General features: G+C 66.3%; 1 protein-coding gene. It reads right to left on the bottom strand.

What is annotated here, in order from left to right; genetic code table 11:
- Window positions 1–1,813, bottom strand: a 1,813-nt coding sequence (locus tag G7A99_RS06070) for an AAA family ATPase (protein WP_240466122.1), incomplete at both ends; no start/stop codon positions are given.

Genomic DNA, 1,813 nt, shown 5'->3' on the forward strand with positions numbered 1-1,813 from the left:
TGTCCGGCGGATCGCCTCCACGCCGTCGCTGGCATGATCCTGCGTGGTAAACCCGATGGATCGACGGCTCTGCTCCTCGGCCCCGGCGTTGGTGGTCATCACCAGGATCACGTTGCGGAAATCGGCATGACGGCCGTTGTTATCCGTGAGCGTACCGTGGTCCATGACCTGCAGCAGGAGGTTGAATACGTCCGGATGGGCCTTCTCGATCTCATCGAGGAGCACCACCGCGTGGGGGTGCTTGATCACCTCCTCGGTGAGCAGCCCGCCCTGGTCGAAGCCGACGTAGCCCGGGGGGGCACCGATCAGCCGCGAGACCGCGTGACGCTCCATGTACTCCGACATGTCGAAGCGCACCATGTGGATACCCATCTGCTCGGCGAGCTGGCGGGTGACCTCGGTCTTGCCCACGCCCGTCGGACCGGCGAAGAGGAACGAGCCCACCGGCTTGCCGGTGTCCCGCAGCCCGGCGCGTGAGGTCTTGATCGTCGCCGCCAGGGTATCGATGGCCTCGTCCTGGCCGTAGATATTGCGCTTGAGGTCCCGCTCCAGGTGCTCGAGCATCCGCATGTCGGAGTTCGAGACCCGCTTCGGGGGGATTCGGGCGATCTTGGCGATGATCGTCTCCACATCCGACGCTCCCACCGTCTTCTTGCGCCGCGACGGCGGCAGCAGCCGCAGGTTCGCGCCCGCCTCGTCGATTACGTCGATGGCCTTGTCCGGCAGACGCCGGTCGGTGATGTAGCGTGCGGACAGCTCCGCCGCCGCCTCCAGGGCCGGCTGGGTGTACTTCACCCCGTGGTGTGACTCGAAGCGGTCCTTGAGTCCGCGCAGGATCTGCACCGTCTCCTGGACCGTCGGCTCGGATACGTCGATCTTCTGGAAACGCCGGGCCAGGGCCCGGTCCTTCTCGAAGATGCTGCGGTACTCCTGATAGGTGGTCGAGCCAATGCACTTGAGCTCGCCGCTGGCGAGCATCGGCTTGATCAGGTTGGAGGCGTCCATCACGCCCCCGGAGGCCGCACCGGCACCAATGATGGTGTGGATCTCGTCGATGAACAGGATCGCGTGCTGCTCCTTGTGCAGCTGCGCGAGCAGCCCCTTGAGGCGTTTCTCGAAGTCACCGCGATACTTGGTACCCGCCACCAGGGCGCCGAGGTCCAGGGCATAGATCTTGGCGTCCTCGAGCACGCTGGGCACGTCGCCCTCGACGATAAGACGCGCCAGGCCCTCCGCTATCGCGGTCTTGCCGACACCCGCCTCGCCCACGAACAGCGGGTTGTTCTTGCGCCGCCGGCACAGCACCTGAATCGTGCGCTCGATCTCGTGACGCCGCCCGATCAGCGGGTCGATCTTGCCGCGGCGGGCACGGGCGTTGAGGTCGGTGGCGAAGCTCTCGAGCGGGGTCTTCTGGGACGATTCCTGCACGGTCTCCTCTTCGTCCTCCTTCGGCGAATCCGGCTCGCCGGCACCCTCCTCGCCCGGCACCTTGGAGATACCGTGGGCAATGTAGTTCACGGCGTCGAGCCGCGAGATGTTCTGCTTGTGCAGCAGATAGAGGGCCTGGGACTCCTGCTCGCTGAAGATCGCCACGAGCACGTTCGCCCCGGTGACCTCCTTGCGCCCGGAGGACTGCACGTGAAGGATCGCGCGCTGGAGTACGCGCTGGAAGCCCAGCGTCGGCTGGGTCTCGCGGGTATCCTCCGGCGGCAGCAGCGGCGTGGTCTCGTCCAGGAAGGCCTCCAGCTCGTCGCGGAGCTGGTCGAGATCGGCACCACAGGCCCGCAGCACCTCGAGCGCCGCCGGGTTTATC

The organism is Arhodomonas sp. KWT (assembly GCF_010993615.1).